The 15265-nt window shown below is 71.1% G+C and carries 15 protein-coding genes and 1 pseudogene; 9 read left to right on the forward strand and 7 right to left on the reverse strand.

Features of this window, described 5'->3' with window-relative positions:
- Positions 1–17 precede the first annotated feature (17 nt).
- The 3 genes from MMR14E_RS16950 (at position 18) to MMR14E_RS16960 (ending at position 4000) form a co-directional block, all read left to right on the forward strand.
- On the forward strand, positions 18–2696 hold the full coding sequence (locus MMR14E_RS16950; protein WP_331315852.1) for a cation-transporting P-type ATPase: 2679 nt from the start codon (positions 18–20) through the stop codon (positions 2694–2696).
- 42 nt (positions 2697–2738) lie between these two features.
- A complete protein-coding gene (locus tag MMR14E_RS16955; RefSeq protein ID WP_331315854.1) occupies positions 2739–3035 on the forward strand; it encodes a hypothetical protein in 297 nt (98 codons plus the stop codon).
- 110 nt (positions 3036–3145) lie between these two features.
- Positions 3146–4000 carry a universal stress protein gene (locus tag MMR14E_RS16960; RefSeq protein WP_331315855.1) on the forward strand — a complete coding sequence of 285 codons (855 nt, stop codon included), beginning with the start codon at positions 3146–3148 and terminating at the stop codon, positions 3998–4000.
- Between the two features lie 103 nt (positions 4001–4103).
- Here the strand turns inward: MMR14E_RS16960 and MMR14E_RS16965 are convergent, their stop codons facing one another.
- The gene (locus MMR14E_RS16965) at positions 4104–4796 is read right to left on the reverse strand and encodes a helix-turn-helix domain-containing protein (RefSeq protein WP_331315856.1); all 693 of its coding nucleotides are present in this window, start codon (positions 4794–4796) and stop codon (positions 4104–4106) included.
- 120 nt (positions 4797–4916) lie between these two features.
- Complete coding sequence (locus MMR14E_RS16970; RefSeq protein ID WP_331315857.1) at positions 4917–5243, reverse strand: hypothetical protein; 327 nt, start codon at positions 5241–5243, stop codon at positions 4917–4919.
- A gap of 451 nt (positions 5244–5694) precedes the next feature.
- Here MMR14E_RS16970 and MMR14E_RS16975 point away from each other — a divergent pair.
- Together MMR14E_RS16975 and MMR14E_RS16980 are read left to right on the forward strand one after the other, a co-directional pair.
- A pseudogene (locus tag MMR14E_RS16975) lies at positions 5695–6651 on the forward strand (glucosamine inositolphosphorylceramide transferase family protein); the annotation flags it as partial.
- An 83-nt stretch (positions 6652–6734) separates the two neighbouring features.
- The gene (locus tag MMR14E_RS16980; RefSeq protein WP_331315858.1) at positions 6735–6896 is read left to right on the forward strand and encodes a YqaE/Pmp3 family membrane protein; all 162 of its coding nucleotides are present in this window, start codon (positions 6735–6737) and stop codon (positions 6894–6896) included.
- A gap of 721 nt (positions 6897–7617) precedes the next feature.
- On the opposite strand, the gene MMR14E_RS16985 is transcribed toward MMR14E_RS16980, so the two are convergent.
- Positions 7618–8226, reverse strand: a complete 609-nt coding sequence (locus tag MMR14E_RS16985) for a glutathione S-transferase family protein (protein WP_331315859.1) — start codon at positions 8224–8226, stop codon at positions 7618–7620.
- Between the two features lie 96 nt (positions 8227–8322).
- Here MMR14E_RS16985 and MMR14E_RS16990 point away from each other — a divergent pair, with 96 nt between their 5' ends.
- Positions 8323–9045: a YafY family protein gene (locus MMR14E_RS16990; RefSeq protein ID WP_331315860.1), complete on the forward strand. Its 723-nt coding sequence runs from the start codon at positions 8323–8325 to the stop codon at positions 9043–9045.
- Positions 9046–9366: 321 nt separating this feature from the next.
- On the opposite strand, the gene MMR14E_RS16995 is transcribed toward MMR14E_RS16990, so the two are convergent.
- A complete protein-coding gene (locus tag MMR14E_RS16995; RefSeq protein WP_331315861.1) occupies positions 9367–9759 on the reverse strand; it encodes a helix-turn-helix domain-containing protein in 393 nt (130 codons plus the stop codon).
- Between the two features lie 82 nt (positions 9760–9841).
- Here MMR14E_RS16995 and MMR14E_RS17000 point away from each other — a divergent pair, with 82 nt between their 5' ends.
- Positions 9842–10573, forward strand: a complete 732-nt coding sequence (locus MMR14E_RS17000; RefSeq protein ID WP_331315862.1) for an SDR family NAD(P)-dependent oxidoreductase — start codon at positions 9842–9844, stop codon at positions 10571–10573.
- Positions 10574–10847: 274 nt separating this feature from the next.
- Complete coding sequence (locus MMR14E_RS17005) at positions 10848–11384, forward strand: DUF2867 domain-containing protein (protein WP_331315863.1); 537 nt, start codon at positions 10848–10850, stop codon at positions 11382–11384.
- A 300-nt stretch (positions 11385–11684) separates the two neighbouring features.
- Here MMR14E_RS17005 and MMR14E_RS17010 read toward each other — a convergent pair whose 3' ends face one another.
- The gene (locus tag MMR14E_RS17010; RefSeq protein ID WP_331315864.1) at positions 11685–12575 is read right to left on the reverse strand and encodes a hypothetical protein; all 891 of its coding nucleotides are present in this window, start codon (positions 12573–12575) and stop codon (positions 11685–11687) included.
- Positions 12576–12831: 256 nt separating this feature from the next.
- Here MMR14E_RS17010 and MMR14E_RS17015 point away from each other — a divergent pair, with 256 nt between their 5' ends.
- Positions 12832–13368 (forward strand): hypothetical protein, encoded by a 537-nt coding sequence (locus MMR14E_RS17015; protein ID WP_331315865.1) that lies wholly within the window; start codon positions 12832–12834, stop codon positions 13366–13368.
- Positions 13369–13653: 285 nt separating this feature from the next.
- Here the strand turns inward: MMR14E_RS17015 and MMR14E_RS17020 are convergent, their stop codons facing one another.
- The gene (locus tag MMR14E_RS17020) at positions 13654–14685 is read right to left on the reverse strand and encodes a fumarylacetoacetate hydrolase family protein (protein WP_331315866.1); all 1032 of its coding nucleotides are present in this window, start codon (positions 14683–14685) and stop codon (positions 13654–13656) included.
- Positions 14686–14882: 197 nt separating this feature from the next.
- Positions 14883–15149: a GCG_CRPN prefix-to-repeats domain-containing protein gene (locus MMR14E_RS29295; protein ID WP_419539361.1), complete on the reverse strand. Its 267-nt coding sequence runs from the start codon at positions 15147–15149 to the stop codon at positions 14883–14885.
- Positions 15150–15265: the final 116 nt, after the last annotated feature.

The raw sequence follows: 15265 nt of genomic DNA on the forward strand, positions 1-15265 counted from the left end.
GGCCCGGCCCGCAGGTCATGGCCACTCCCCTGCACGCGACGGCGCGATCCGCCCACGCCCTGCCGGTCGCGGCGGTCCTCGCGCACTTCCAGACTTCCCTCGAGGCGGGCTTGGCCGACGCGGAGGCCGCGCGACGGCGCGCGCAGAGCGGACCCAACGCGATCGCCGCGAGGGCTCCGGCCAGCGCGCTCGTGCTCTTCCTGCACCAGCTCGCGAGCCCCGTCGTCTACCTCCTCGCGGCGGCCGGCGGGCTCTCCCTCTACTTCGGAGAGTGGCGGGAGGCCGCGGCGGTCATCGCGGTCCTGATCGTCAACACGGCGCTCGGCTTCTTCACAGAGCTCAAGGCGGCCCGGTCCGTCGAGGGCCTGCGGGCGCTGGGGACCCACGCGGCGCGCGTGCGTCGCGGCGGGCATACCCGCGTTCTGCCCGCCGAAGATCTCGTTCCGGGCGACATCGTGCTGCTCGAGGGCGGTGATGCGGTCCCGGCCGACCTTCGTCTGGTCGAGGCGTCGAACCTGAGCGCGGACGAGTCCGCGCTCACGGGTGAATCCGTCCCGGTCGACAAATCGACAGCCCCGAACGCCGACCAGACCCGCTTGGCCGAACGCTCGTCGATGCTGTTCCGGGGCACCCTGGTGACCCGCGGCAGTGGCATCGGCGTCGTCGTCGCGACCGCCGCGGGAACCGAGCTCGGCGGCATCGCCCGGCTCGCGGAGCAGGCCGCTCCCGACAGCTCACCTCTGGAGCGCCGGCTGGAGCGCCTGTCCCGCCAGATCGTCTGGGTCGTCCTGGGCATCGTGACCGCGCTCGCCGGCCTCGGACTCGCGACCGGCAAGGATGTCCGGCTCATGATCGCGGCGAGCATCGCTCTGGCGGTCGCGGCCATCCCGGAAGGCCTGCCCATCGTCGCCACGCTGGCGCTCGCGCGCGGCATGTGGCGGATGGCGCGGAGGAACGCGCTGATCGAGCGCCTGTCGGCCGTCGAGACACTCGGCGCCACGACGGTCATCCTGACCGACAAGACCGGCACGCTGACCGAGAACCGGATGACGGTGCGGCAGCTGGCGCTGCCCTCCGGCATCCTGGATGGGCTCGCGGGCGGGTCGGATCGCCCGCGCGAGGTCGAACGGCTGCTGCGCGTCGCGGTCCTGTGCAACGACGCCTCGCTCGGCTCCGAGCCCGGGCTCGGCAGCGGCGATCCGATGGAACAGGCGCTGCTGCGGGCGGGCCGCTCCGTCGGGCTGGATCGGGCGGCCATCCTCCACGATCGACCGCGCGTGCGGACGTACGCCTTCGAGGCGACGACGCGCATGATGGCCACGGTTCACGCGGCCGGGCCGTGCCAGGTGGTGGCGATCAAGGGCGCGCCGGAGGCGGTGCTCGCCGCCTCGTGGCGCACCAGCGATGGCGCGCGCGACCGTCCGCTCGACGCCGCCGCCCGGGAGAGATGGGCGCGCCGGGCGGCCGATCTCGGCGCGCGGGGCCTGCGCATCATCGCCTGTGCCGAGAGGGTGGTCGGCGACCCGAGTGTCCCGCCCTTCCAGCAGCTCACATTCCTCGGCCTGATCGGTCTGGAGGACCCCGCCCGCCAGGACGTGCCGGAGGCCGTCGCGGCCTGCCGCGCGGCGGGCATCCGCGCGGTCATGGTCACGGGCGACCATGCCGTGACCGCCCGAAGCGTCGCCCTCGCCGTCGGCCTCGTCGGCCCGGAGGATCGCGTGGCGGAGGGCGTCCCCGGGATCGACCTGCCCGACGGGTTGAGCGATGTCGCCGTCTTCGCCCGCGTGAGCCCGGCCGAGAAGCTGGCGCTTGTCCGAGCGTTCCAGGCGAACGGCGAGATCGTCGCCATGACGGGCGATGGTGTCAACGATGCCCCGGCCTTGAAGCAGGCCGACATCGGCATCGCGATGGGCCGGCGGGGGACCGATGTGGCGCGCGAGGCCGCCGCAATGGTCCTCCTCGACGACGCCTTTCCGACCATCGTCGGAGCGATCCGCGAGGGACGGATCATCTTCGACAATATCCGCCGGTTCGTGGCGTACCTCCTGGCCTGCAACCTGAGCGAGGTGATGGTCGTCGGGCTCGCGGTCGTGTCGACGCTGCCGCTGCCGATCCTGCCGCTGCAGATCCTCTACCTGAACGTCGTGACCGACGTCCTGCCGGCCTTCGCGTTGGCCATGGGGGAAGGGCAGGACGACATTCTCCGGCGTCCCCCGCGCGACCCGGAGGAGCCGATCCTCGGGCGCGCGCAGTGGCTGCGGATCACCCTGGACGCGACCATGATGACTGCGGCGACCTTCGGGAGTCTGGCTATCGCCGAGCTCTGGCTGGCGCTCGACCGCGCGTCGGTCGTGACGGTCGCGTTCCTGACGCTCGCCTTCGCGCAACTCTGGCAGATCTTCAACATGCGGGCGCCCGGAACGAGCCCCGTCCGAAACGAGGTCACGCGCAATCCCTGGGTCTGGGCAGCCCTGCTCATCTGCGCGGCGCTGCTCGTCGGGCCGGCCCACCTTCCACCCGTCGGCGCCGTGCTCGGCCTCGTCCCCCTCGATCGGAACAGCTGGATGCTCGTCCTCTCGGCGAGCCTCGCACCTCTTCTCGTCGTCCAGTTCGGAACTGTGCTCGCGGAAGCCGTCCGGCGGACGCGGCGGGACGCGCGTTCCTGTCTGAGGTCCGTGGGTTCAGTGCACGGATGATGCGCGCGTCCCTGCGGGCCTCTCCTCTGAAGCAGGACGGCGATGGATCCGACGGCGGTGGATTGGGATGAACGGGTCGAGCGGCTGACCGGCCGTCTCCCCGCGCGCATCCGCGATGCGATCGCGTGGCTGAGGAAGCCTTCACGACGTCCGGTGCGCTTGGCCGCGGCGCTCGCCCTGATGGCGGGCGGCCTGCTGTCGTTCCTGCCGGTCCTCGGCCTCTGGATGCTGCCCCTCGGTCTCGCCCTCCTCAGCGAGGACGTCCCGGCGATGAAGCCGCGCCTCGAAGCGGCGGCGCGGGCGCTCGAGCGCTCGCTGTCCCGCCTCAGGAAGCCGTGATCGGTCCCGGCGCGGTCCCAGGCGCGCACCCGACGGTGTGACGTTGCGCTGGATCAAGGCGGTCGGGCCGAGTCCGGCGACACTCGGGTGAACGGCACTCTGGAAATGCCATGTCCGTCCCGTCGCCCCTCGCCGCCTTCCGCGATATCCTGGTCGCCGTCACCGAGGAGGGCCGCGGCGACGAGCCCGAGGCAGGCCTCGCCTACGGCCTCACGCTCGCCGCGACGGCGGGCGCTCATCTGACCGTGCAGTCCGCCGCCCGCCGTCTGACCATGGCCGGCGGGGTGGGACTCGGCTTCGTCCGGAGCCTGGTCGCGGACGGGAACTGGCGCTCGCGCGTCCGCGCGCGGGTCCTTGCCGAACGCGTCGCCCGCGACGCCGCCGCGGCGGGCGTGATCTGCACGACCGAGGTTCCCGCGCTCGCCTACCCGGATCTCATCGCGCGGATCACGGCCCGGTCCCGGCTCGCCGACCTGACCGTCCTGGACGCGGAGACGCGGGAGATCGATCTCGACCGCGCCCTGATCGACGGGCTCATGATCGAGAGCGGTCGTCCGCTCATCGTGGTCCCGGCCGCGCGCTCGGCGTTCGGCACCGGTCGCATCGTCGTCGCCTGGGACGGCAGCGCCCAGGCCGCGCGGGCCGCGAACGACGCGCTGCCGTTCCTGCGCGCAGCCGAGGCGGTCGAGATCGTGTCCGTCGTCGGCGAGACGGACTTGCCGACCTCGGCGGCCGGCGCCGACTTCGCCCCGCACCTCGCGCGCCACGGAGTCGCCGTGTCGGTGAGCGTCCTTCCGGTCGTCGGCGACGTCGCGGAAACGCTCAGGACCCGGGTCGGCCTGTTCCGTGCGGACATGCTGGTCATGGGCGCCTATCGGCACTCGCGTTTGCACGAGTGGTGCCTCGGCGGCGTGACCCGTTCGCTCCTGGCTCGAAGCAGCGTCCCGCTCTTTCTCGCCCATTGACCGGCGAGGCGGGACGCGGCTGTCGCGGCCCGGCGCGGCGGGAGACTGGCGCAACTTCGCGGAGCGGCGCGTGTACCGGCCGGCGTCTCTGGCGACGTCTGTCTCAATCCTCGACGAGACGGCGGAGCCGGGTCCGATGCAGGCTGACCTGTCGGCCGCCATTGCGCCGCAAAGCCCCGTCTTCCTCCAGCTGCGAGAGCGTGCGCGATATGGTCTCAATGGTCAGCCCGAGGTAGTCGGCGATGTCGCGGCGGGTCATCGGCAGCATGAAGGTGCCGGCGGAGCCGAGGCGGTCATCGACCTCCAGCAGGAAGGCGGCGACCCGCTCCTGGGCCGAGCGCCGTCCGAGCAGGAGCGTCAGGTCCTGAGCGTGTCGCAGGTCGCTCGTGGCCATGTTCCAGAGCTGGCAGGCGACCTCGGCCCGGTCGGTCGCGGCGCGCTCGACCTGCCGCCGCTTGAAGATCAGCACCCTGGTTCCGGTGAGAGCCTCGGCGGTGTGGCGATTGGTTTCGCCCTGCCCGAGCCCGAACAGGTCGCCGGGGAGATGGAAGCCCGTGATCTGGCGGCGTCCGTCGCTCAGGACCTTGTGGGTGCGCACCGCGCCGCCGAGGACCTTGTAGACGAACTCGGCCGCCTCGCCCTCTCCGTAGATCTCCTCCTCGCGGGCGTAGGAGTACGGAGTCCCGACGATGTCGGGACAGCCCGCGAAGAGGGTGCTCCCGTCGATGTCCGGGACGAGAGCGGAATGGGCTGCCGGCACCTGCGGTGCCGTCCGTGCCGTGAACTCGGTGCTCATCGCTGCGCTCCTCACCTGGTTCGGTGGAGAGGAGATTGGCAGCGGGCGGAAGACCGAGACATTCCGGTCGAAGCCTTAAGGGAAAGTCCTTAAGGGCAACTGCGGAGCCGCGCGCCGCGGTCAGAGGCCCGCCGCCGCGACGAGCGCCCAGGCCGGGATCGGACGACCCGAGCGGGCCGCTCCGCCCGGCGAGCAGCCATCCGATTGCGGCGGCCAGACCGTACGCCAGAGCGGCGCGCACGAGCACGACGGCGTCGGCGTGGCGGCGCAGGCATGGATGCCCGCCCGGCCGCCTGCGAACGCCGCGGCGGCGACCAGGGCGATGGGATCGAGGGGCATGGCGGCCTCGGCAAGCGGCCTCGGGGTAGCGGCCTCGGGGAAGCGGCCCCGGGAAGCGTTGCCGTGACGTTTCAGCCCGGCGCGGTCGATCCCGGGCTGGTACGCCATCGCATCCGCGCGCGCGACCTTGATCCGGACGCCGTGGCGCACCTCCTGGAGGCGGAATCCGGCCTGCTGGGCGGGCGTCGCCCTCGACCAGGGCCGCAACGCCGCCGGCCGTGCGCCGACCAGCCGGGCGGGATCCGCGATCGCCGCCCGCGTCGTTCCGGCCGACGAGGAAGCACTGGTCGTCCGGCCAGTCAGTCGGCCGGTGCCCGGCGGATCGGCTCCGGCCTGACCGCCGGCGCCGCCATTCCGGTCGCTCCGCGGCGCTCGCAGAGGGACAGGATATCCGCGCGCAGGGCCTGCAGCGGTCGGTCGGCCGCGAGGCGATGCCACGCGAGGGGACCGCTACCCCGCGCGACTTGAGCGGCCAGGACGGCGGCGGTGGCGTCGGAGGGGTCGCCCGCGCGCGCGGCGATGCGGCGCGCGAGCTGCCGCGGCCGCGCCCGCCAGACAGGCGCGGATCCCGGCGTCCCGGCCGGCGCGGCTCGTCGCCCGGGGCCTCGTCGGCCGCCTGTACAGGCTGTGCTACCACGCCCCGCACTGGCGCACCGGGTGGCGGACCCTCCGCGGGCCGGACCTCGTCGCGCTGGGCCGCCATCCCGCGGAGGGCTGGCAGGTGCTGCCCGACGACGGGCGGCGCTTCTACGCCGACCCGTTCCCCCTCGCGGTCGACGGGACGACCCACGTCTTCGTGGAGGAGTTTCCGCACGCGACCGGCAAGGCGATCATCTCGGCGGTCCGCTTCGGTCCGGCCGGGCCCGAGGGGCCGCCCGTCCCGGTTCTGGAGGAGCCGCACCACCTCTCCTACCCGTTCGTGTTCGCGCGCGCCGGCTCCGTCTGGATGGTGCCGGAGAGTTCCGCGGCCGGCACGGTCGATCTCTACCGGGCGACCCGCTATCCGGGTGGCTGGGTGAAGGAGGCGACGCTCCTCTCCGGCGTGGTCGCCAGCGACGCGACGCTCCTCGAGCACGGCGGTCGCTGGTGGATGTTCGCCACCGTCCGGGACGCGCCCGTCGGCGCCCCGCCCGGCTCGGGCTGCCACCACGACGCGCTGTATCTCTGGTCCGCGCCGGACTTCCGCGGGCCGTACGCGCCGCATCCGGCCAACCCCGTGCTGGTCGACCCGTCCTTCGCCCGGCCCGCGGGCCGGATCGTCGCGCGCGACGGGACCCTGATCCGGCCGGTCCAGGATTGCGCCCACGGCTACGGCCGCGCCCTGTCGCTGGCGCGCATCGACCGGCTCGACCCGGAGGGCTTCGCCCAGACCATCCTCGGCCGGATCGAGCCCGGCCCGGCCTGGCCCGGCAGCTGCCTCCACACGCTCAACACCGGCGGCGGGATCGAGTGCATCGACGGCTCCGGCCGGGCCTCGCGTCTCAGGGCATACCTGAACGCGCGGTCCGGCGCCTAGGCGTGGCCGCGGCGGAAGCTCGACCGTCCGGAACCAGCCGCCGCGATCCGTGTTCGGTCACGAACGCGGAGACCCGTCGCCCCATGATCATGATCCTCATCTGCTTTCTCGCGCCGTGGCTCGCCATGTTCCTGCGCGGAAAGGTGCTCCAGGGCATCCTCTGCATCATCCTCCACCTGACGATCATCGGATGGATCCCGGCGACGATCTGGGCGCTCGTCGTCACCCGCAAGGAGGCGGCCTGACCGAGGCGGCCTGACCGAGGCGGGGCGGTCGGGGCCGGCGGCTCCGCCGCGCTGTCCGATCCCCGCACACGAGAACGGCGGGGCTCCCGCCCCGCCGCTCACGTCGTCCGTTCGGGCGGTCCGGCGCTCGGGCGGACCCGAGCCGGCGCACCGCGCGGCTCAGAAGCCCATCAGCACCCCGGCCGAGCCGGTCACCGTCATCGCGAGGCCGCCCAGGAAGGCGCCGATCATCGCGTAGGAGAAGCCCTTCAGGACCATGTCGTGCACTCCTTTCATCAAGCGGCGGGTCCTCAGCCGGACCCGGTCGGTTCGTCTGCAATGACGATGCCGGATCGGCCCCGCGCGTGCGGTGCGAAGAGTCACGCTGCACCGCGGAACCGTTCGGCGCCGGTTCAGGCTGCCACGGTGAGCGAGACGGCCGCAGGGCCCGTCTCGCTCACGCGAAATGCGCCGGCAGGCTGAGGGCCTGCGCGTAGGTCATCAGGGCGACGGCGCCGGCGATCAGGGTCGCGGCCAGGGCGATGCGGTTGGTCCAGGTCATGGTCGTCTCCATCGGGTTCGCGACCGGGCTGCGACCCTGTTCGCGGTGTGATCCCGATGTATGCTCAAGCTTTCGGCCCCGGCGTGTCCCGGAACACCTGCGGTCGCCGGAGCCGCTCGGATCCGCCGCGCCCGGGCCGTTCCCGACCACCCGGAACGCGGGAGCGGCGCGCCGTCGGCGCTAGGCGGCTTGCGGCCCCGCCGCGCCGTCCTTCGCCGCGGCGCGCAGGGCGGCCGGGCGGGACCGGCAGCGGTCCAGATAGGCATCGAGGGCCGCGCTCGCCGGGAAGGCCGCGCGGCCGAAGCCCAGGGCGCTGCCGATCAGGATGTCGGCGCCGGAGAACCGCGCGCCCATCACGTAGGGACCGCGCGCCAGGGCGGTTTCCAGGCGGTCGACCACCGCCGCGTGGTTCCGGCGCTTCTGCGGCGATCCCGCGAGCTCACCCGTCAGGCCGGCGAACAGCGCGGGCTCGAACTCGGCGACGTACCAGGCCAGCCACGTCAGGTACGCGCCGCGCTCGGGGGCGCCCGCCGCCGGCGCCAGCCCGGCTTCGGGGAACGTCTCCGCCAGGTAGAGCACGATGGCCTGGGACTCGGTGACCAGACCGCCCGCGTGCAGGATCGCCGGGACGCGCTTGTCGGGATGCGGGTTGGCGGCGTCCGGCACGCCTTCGCCCGTCATCGGCCGGAAGATCGAGACCGGCGCGATGGTGTAGGGCACCCCCATCTCCTCCAAGAGCCAGACGATGCGCGAGGAGCGCGATTGCGGGGCGTGGTACAGGGTGATCATGGCGCGGTTCCTGTCGGCACGGCGCGCGGGAGGGCCGTGGCGGGAGGACTTGTAGGGACGCCCTGCTGACAGCATCCTGTCAGCAGGAGGCGGTGGATGCGGCGCGCGGACAGGCTGTTTCAGATCATCCAGATCCTGCGCCGCTCGCCGCGCCCGGTGACGGCCGCCGCGATCGCACGGGAGCTGGAGGTCTCGGTCCGCACGGTCTACCGCGACGTCGCCGACCTCGTCGGCCAGCGCGTGCCGATCCAGGGCGAGGCCGGGCTCGGCTACGTGCTCGGCGCGGCGTTCGACATGCCGCCGCTGATGCTGACGCCCGACGAGATCGAGGCGGCCGTCCTCGGCGCGCAGTGGGTCGCGGGCCGGGGCGAGCCGGTCCTGGCCAAGGCGGCGCGCGACCTCATCGCCAAGATCACCGCCGTGGTGCCCGAGCGCCTGCGCCCGTTCATCGCCGATCCGTCGATCGGCACGCCCTCGGCCTTCGCGCAGGCCGCGGACGGGATCGACGTCGCCCGCGCGCGGGCCTGGATCCGCGAGGGCCGCAAGATCCGCATCCGCTACCGCGACGTCCGCGGGGATCCGAGCCAGCGCGTCATCTGGCCGGTGATCGTCGGGTTCTTCGATCAGGCCCGGATGGTGGCGGGCTGGTGCGAGCTGCGCGGGGAATTCCGGCACTTCCGCACGGACCGGATCACGGAGGCGGAGTTCCTGGAGGAGCGGCACGGCCTCCGGCCCGCCGTCCTGCGCGCGCGCTGGAAGCGGAGCCTGTCGGACCGGCGGGAGGCGGCGGCGCCACCCGCCTCGCCGGCCGTGCCGTAGGCGGGGGGCCGGACGCCAGGGCCACGCGGGACGGCGAGGCGACCCCGGTAGGGCTCGAACCTCCGGCCTGCCGCTGGGAGGGCTACGCAGCGGCGCGATGGATCAGCCTGCATTCCGACAGGTTCGCGGTTCGGCCCAACGCGGAGAGCGGTCGCTCATCGCGCGTCGTCGGAACGGCCGAGGAACGTCGCCGCACTGCCCTCGACGGGACGAACGGCATCCCGCTGGTGGTCCAAATCCGACGGATGGACCTCATGCGCTGGGTCCACGGGCGTGGGACACAGCGGTTCAGCATCTGACGGGTCGAAAGCGGCCGCGCGCTCACGGCCTCGTCTTGCTGCTGTCGTGGTCCTGGTTGGCCGCCTCGATCTCTGCACCATGGTCCAGGGCCCACGCGCAGAGCGCCTCGAAGGGCTGGCGCAGCGAATGGCCGAGCGGGGTGATCGCATACTCGACGCCGATGGGGGCGGTCGGCAGCACCGTCCGGGTCACCAGTCCGTTGCGCTCCAGCCGCTTCAGCGCGTCCGCCAGCGCCTTGTGCGTGATGCCATCCAGCCGCCGCTTGATGGCGTTGAACCGTGACGGCCGCGGGCAGAGCACCGTGAGGATCAGGATCGTCCACTTGTCGGCGATCTTGTCCAGCACCGGGCGGACCCGCGCCATGTTGGCGAGCGCGCACGCGGCCGCGGCCTCGAGATCGGTATCGTCGGCCATATCTAGGCTACTCTAGGTGCGTTCTTGATAGCAGATATACGATCTGTATCTGCTGAGCCATCGCGGATGGAGGGATGCGCTGATGGCTCGCATGGTGGACAAGGTTGCCCTCGTGGTCGGCGGGGCGAAGGGCATCGGCCTCGCGGTCGCCGAGCGGCTGGCGATCGAGGGCGCGTCGGTCATCCTCACCGGACGGCGCGCCGACGAGGTCGAGGCAGCCGCCGCGCGGATCGGCCGCGGTGCGCGGGGTCTCGTGGCCGATGCAGCCCGACAGGCGGATCTGCACCGCGTCGTCGCCACGGTGCGGGAGACGCATGGCCGGATCGACGCGCTGGTCCTCAACGCGGGCCTCTCGGAACCGGCGACCCTGCGCGACGGGACGCCGGAGCATTTCGACCGGCACTTCGCGGTCAACGTCCGTGGGGCTGTCTTCGGGTTGCAGGCGGCGCTCGGCGCGATGGGGCGGGGCGGGGCAGTCGTGCTGGTCGGCTCGATCGCCGACGTCATGGGGGTGACGCCCTACGGAACCTACGCCGCCACGAAAGCGGCCCTGCGTTCCTACGCGCGCACCTGGACGGCGGAACTGGCCCCACAGGGCATCCGCGTGAACGTGGTCGCCCCGGGCCCGACCGACACCGCCATGATGGCGAGCGTGCCGGAGGCGGGGCGGGCCGCGCTGATCGCGCCGATCCCGCTCGGACGCATGGCGCGCCCGGAGGAAGTGGCTGCGGCCACCCTGTTCCTCCTGAGCGACGAGGCCAGCTTCGTCGCGGGGGCCGAACTCTGCGTCGATGGCGGGATGCGCCAGATCTAGCCTCGCCAGGTTGGTTTCGGTCTGTCCGCTCCGGCAGGTTTGCCTCCCCGAAGCGGACCGGCCGAAAGCCACGGCGCGCGGTTCTCCCGCTTCCGGCCCAGACTCGTCGCACGCCTGCAAAGGCGCGCTTCCCGAAAGCGGACCGTGCTTTGGGCGTTGTTCAGCCCGCGAAGGGCCTCGAGTCACGCCTGGCAACTCTGGGATGAGAGCCCTCTTCCAGCAAGCGGCGGGTATAGACTCTGCCGCCTCGAAGCCGGAATCCGGAGCTGTGAGCATGGCTGAGCGATCGTCCCAGATCCGAACCATGACGCCGCCGGCCGATTGCGCGGTGGCCTCTTGGTATCCTGGCGCAGATCTCGTCGATGCCTTCGCGGTGACGCTGCCCGGGCCCGGACCGCATGACCTGTCCAGGCTGGCTCAAGCCGCACTCTCAGACCCGCCCCCCTGGGTCACGGCAGCCATGGCGCTGCGTGACGCGGCGGTGGGCCTCTTCGGCGTTCAGACGTCGGGGGAGATCAGGGCCCGCCTGAAGGCCGACAGCCGGGACCGGGTCGACTTCTTCCCAGTACGCTCACGGTCCGAGCGAGAGATCGTCCTGGGCGAGGACGACCGCCATCTCGATTTTCGCCTGTCGCTTCTTCTCAGCCGACGGCCGGACGGACAGGAGGAGCTCGTCGCCACCACGGTCGTGCGCTGCCGCAACCAGCTCGGCCGTGCCTATCTCGCGCTCATCAGGCCCGGGCACGCCCTCGTCGTCCGCTCCGGTCTGAAAAGGGCCGTGGCATTCCAGGCCGGTCGGCGAGGCGTTTGACGAATCTCGGGTCCGTTGGCGCCGCCGGGGCCGCTTCTGAGCGTATGGGACAGAGGATCCTGAGCGCCCCGAAAGCTGCCGGCCATCGCCCTACGATGGCAGCGACCGACATGCCTCATCCCAAAAGCGGTCGGGCCAATGTCCACCCTTCACGGACGTTCCGGAGGGGCTTGCCGAGCCTCTGATCGCCAGCAAGAGCTCCCACCCCACCGGTCATGAGCATGCGGCGCCGAGTTCCGAAGCAGCACGGCTCCCTGTTTCAGCGCGGCGACTGTCTATGCAGCGAGCACTGAACGTTGGCTAATCGTCGAGGACGTAGGAGAATCTCAGGACCGCGTGCGGACTGCTCGCGGAGTAACCGACAACGTCACATCCTCGACGAACGGGACCCGCCCCCCGGAGGGTCAGGGTGTACAGGTGGTCAGAGAAGTGCCCGTTCACCGGATACGGCGCAGGTGGGCAACCATCCTTGAAGGCGAAAGCGATTCCTCGAACTCGGCCGGGTGAAAGATTGCCTTTGAACAGCACAGTGCCGGGCTGAACCGCCGAGCGGATCGACGCTTTCGGGCGATTGTAGATGAGCGTATCGTCGACCTGAACAACTTCGCTGCCGTTGTGCATCCAGGGTCTTCCGCTGACTTCCCCGGGTGCGATCGGTGGCGGGCGCCGCATCGCGGCCGCGGCGCCGGGCTGGACTGTTGGCGGAATGGGCCTGACGGTCTGCGGCGCCGCGCCGGGGCAGAGGGTTCTCCAGTTCTGATCGAGCGGGTAGGCTTCGCTCGCCATCCCCAATTCGACGACCCGTCTGTCCTCCGACCGCCATTTCGTGATGGGCTTGCCGTCAGTGGTGTCCGGCCAGACGCCGATATACTCGTAACGTCCGCCGCCGGCGAAGAATACAACACCTGCAGAGCAGTCGGCGCTGGCTGCGACCACCTTCGGAAGGGTCGCATCCCAATCTGCGACGCAGGCTTCGATATCCGCGGCGGCCGTGAAGAAGCCGCCGCAGTGCTCCCGCTTCGACGCCGCAGTGAATTCGCCAGTCGCGCGTGCGTCACGCGTTCCAAGTCCCGATGAGCTTCTCACCGTCGCGGCCGGCGTCCGCGTGGCCACCGCGAGCGTCAACTCCGCGGCACTCGCGCTGGCTGTGAGGCCACATGTGCCGAGGAGAAAGGCTGCGCTGCGCTTCATGCAAACAGGATGTCCCGTCTTCGCGCATGTTGAATGTATCCGTCCGATAAAATTGCACCGGTCGTGCGCTCGATCGAATCATGTTTCAGGAAGGGTTGATGTTCGCCGCAGCATGCGCGTCCGGCAGCACGAGGACGTCGGAAGCACAATGGGCGTGTCTTAAGGGGATGATTACGCTGACTTCACGTCGTGCTGTATCGGATTGCCGATCTCTGTGATGTTGCGAATGTGTTCGTGCGAGTTGTCGTGAGCGAAAATGGTCAGAACATCGTTCGTCGTGACTTTCCTCGCGGCCGTATCGACCGCTCCGGCGATCGCGGCTCCGTCGGGCCCCGCCGGTCAGGCGATCGCCGCTTACATGCGAGGGACCGGGATCCCGTGTTACAAGCCGTCGGGAGAGGGGCGGTGCAGCATTGCCGCGCTCAACCAAGGCACGAAGGTCTTCTACGGCAAGCCCGACAGCATGTCCGAGATGGCGGTGGCGTTCGTCGTTTATCAATATGATGCGACCGGGAACGGCATGGACCAGATGGCCATCGTGTTCAGAAAGGAGGGCGACCGGTGGCTGCCAGTCGGCCGGGCCGACAACACCGTGGGAAGTTCGCCGCGCAACGTGCGCTTCGCGCCGGGCGCGATCGCCTACACCGGCACGGTCGTCGGCCAGAACGACAGCCGAGCCAATCCGACTGGGAAAGGCACCTTCCGCCTGGTTGTCACGTCGAACGGGGTCACCTTCGGCGGTAAAGGCAATGCTGGTGTCTCGCTGCAGAACGAGATCCAGCGCCGCAGATGAGACGCTCCCGCCGGGGGCATGCGCCGCACGGCGGCTGAGGCTCGGCAGAACTGCCGGTTCCCGCGAGTCCGGCCCGGACCGCGGCTCTCCAGGTCCGGCCATAGGGCGACTCGCCGGACGGTCCCCGAAGTGGTGGTTAGATCCCGCCCTGGGGCGGGCCAGGCCGTCGGCATGGCTCGCAGCTCGCACCGGACCTCCGGCGAGCTGCAGGGCGAGGCTGCGCGCGGGCCAGGACCGACTCACCGCGCTCGACCGGTGCCGTGACGTGACAGGGAACGGCCGTCCTCAGGCCGGTACGGCTTGGATCACGTTCCGCAGCGTTCCGAGCCCGACGATCTCCGTTTCCATCACGTCGCCGGGCTTGAGGAATTCCGGAGGCTTGCGCGCGTTGCCGATGCCGGGCGGTGTACCGGTGGCGATGATATCGCCCGGGACCAGGGTGAGGCCGTGTGAGAGCTCGGCGATGATGCGGGCCACCTTGAAGTACATCTGCTTCGTCGAGGCGTCCTGCTTCACCACGCCGTTGACCCGGGTCAGAAGGTGCAAGTCGGACGGGTCGAGGTCTGCGGCGGGAACGATCCACGGACCGATCGGCCCGTACTTGTCGAGGCTCTTGCCCTTGAACCACTGCCCACCATGCAGCTTGATCTGCATGTCGCGCGCGGTGGTGTCGTTGATGACGCTGTAGCCGAACACATGCCTCATGGCGTCGGCCTCTTTGATGTTCCGCCCCGCCGTCCCGATGATGACAGCGAGTTCCACCTCCCAATCGATCGCGGTCGAGACCTCCGGATCGAACGGGATCGGGTCGTAGGGCCCGTTCACGGTGTTGACGCCCTTGGTGAAGAACACCGGATGCGCCGGGTACTCCATGTTGGTGCCGCGGACCGCTTGGCCCTCCGCGAAGTGCTCCAGGTAATTCCAGCCGACCGCGTAGATGTTGCGCGTCGGCGCCGGGATCGGCGCCAGGAGGCGCACGGTCTCCACCTGTGGGCCATCGCCCGAAGCTGCGGCCCTGCGGATCGCGTCGAGCGCCGCGGGGCCGGCCTCGATGAGGGAGACCATCTGGGCCGGATCGAAGCCCGACAGTCCGGCGCGGGACAGGTCGACGACACGCCCGTCAGAGCGCACGACGCCGAGGCGCGGGGTGGCACCCGCATCGGGCATGAAGGTCACGAGGCGCAGGGCGTCGCCGCCCGCCGGCGGGATCGGGTGCCCGGGAGCCGAAGCGGGCGCCTGGGCCGACGCGGACGACGCCAGCGCGCCCGCCGCGGTGGCGGCTACTGTGAGGTTGAGGAAGTCGCGCCGGGTGCTCATGAGCCATTCTCCTCCACGCTCGCCCTTCGCTGAGGCGCTGCGCGCGTGGAACCTCAGTCCTGCGCATTCAAAATGCAATCGCCGGGTGCGACAGTTCAGGCCGCGCGTCGCGGCGTCGTCGCGGGCGTCGCAGGCAATGAGCGTCCCTGCCCGGCTCGAAGCACGCCGGGACGGAGGCCCCGGCGTGGCAGTGCTCTTTAGCGGCAGATGCGCCGCGGGCCGACCGGCGTCCGGCGCACGAAGCAATGCGGACCGGGCCGGAAGCCACGAGCGATCGGGCGGCATCGACCGAGGGGGCCGCGAGCGAAGCCGGGACCGCAGCCCATAGCTACGGTGGTGACGTGGGCAGCGCCCGCGAGGGTTCCGGCACCGATCGGCGCAAGAGGTGCAGCGCTGGCTGCGGATGCGAGGCCGAGACCGCCAACGAGAGCGGCTGTGGAGGCGAGCATCTTCAGGTGCGTCATGGTCAGACCTCCTGTGGTTGAGCCGCGGGCCGCAGAAGACGACCAGCGGGTGTGCGCTGGTGCCACGGAAAGGGTGAACGAGACGTCACCTCCGCCGGGCGCGGGAGGGGTCGCCT

It is taken from the genome of Methylobacterium mesophilicum (assembly GCF_036441335.1).
Classification (GTDB): Bacteria; Pseudomonadota; Alphaproteobacteria; order Rhizobiales; family Beijerinckiaceae; genus Methylobacterium; species Methylobacterium mesophilicum_B.